This is a genomic window from Pseudomonas karstica (genome assembly GCF_009707515.1).
GTDB lineage: Bacteria > Pseudomonadota > Gammaproteobacteria > Pseudomonadales > Pseudomonadaceae > Aquipseudomonas > Aquipseudomonas karstica.
The window spans coordinates 1-936 of record NZ_WLYI01000003.1; the positions used below are offsets into that span (position 1 = coordinate 1).

Consider the following 936-nt stretch of genomic DNA (forward strand, 5'->3'; position numbering starts at 1 on the left):
TAACGACGACCAGGTGAAGATCCGCGGTTTTCGCATTGAGCTGGGCGAGATCGAAGCCAAACTCGCTCGACACGAAGCGGTAAAAGAAGCCGTGGTGCTGGCTCGCGAAGACGTACCGGGAGAAAAAAGGCTGGTCGCCTACTACACGTCGCAGGCATCGCCGGACACAGGCAGCCTGCGCGCGTACCTGCAAGTGCATTTGCCGGAGTACATGGTGCCGGCTGCCTACGTGCGACTCGATGTCCTGCCGCTGACCCCCAACGGCAAGCTCGACCGCAAAGCCCTGCCAGCGCCGAACAGCGACGCCTATGCCACGCGTCATTACGAAGCGCCGGTGGGTGACGTCGAAATCAGGTTGGCTTTGCTCTGGGCCGAGTTGCTGAAGGTCGACCGGGTCGGTCGACACGATCACTTCTTCGAACTGGGTGGGCATTCACTGTTGGCGGTCAGCCTGATCGAACGCATGCGCAAGGAGAGCATGGAGGTTGATGTGCGCGTGCTGTTCGGTCAGCCGACGCTGGCTCTGGTCGCTGCGGCCGTGGGGCAGGTGCAACGCATCGAGGTGCCGCAGAGCAAGATCCCGACGCTCATGCGCAAACGCAGTATCTGAGTCACCTGCGGTGGCAATCCGATGGGCTCGCTCATCGGATTGCGCCGATCCTGCGAGTCCCGCCTGACCCCCTCCAGGGCTTGTCCCTGCTTCCCATGACATACATCTCCCGCCGAATGTTCTAATTTTTTTAACCTGTAAGGGGCGTAATTGCTGCCTCTGATCAGCTATCAATTTTGAAACATGGCGATGCCCTCACAGCCCTGATCCATACGTAGCCATCGGCCCTTGAAACGCAGCCGATTTCCGGGTTCAGGCGTCACGCCGTATCTAAAAACCACGTTTTTTATCGTCAACCACTCCGAATTTAAAAAGCAGGTTCTTCA

At 58.4% G+C, this 936-nt stretch carries 1 protein-coding gene; it reads left to right on the top strand.

What is annotated here, in order from left to right:
- Nucleotides 1–610: phosphopantetheine-binding protein (locus tag GIR22_RS02880; protein WP_246207780.1), on the top strand; the 610-nt coding region annotated here is incomplete at its 5' end.
- Between the last annotated feature and the right edge of the window lie 326 nt (nucleotides 611–936).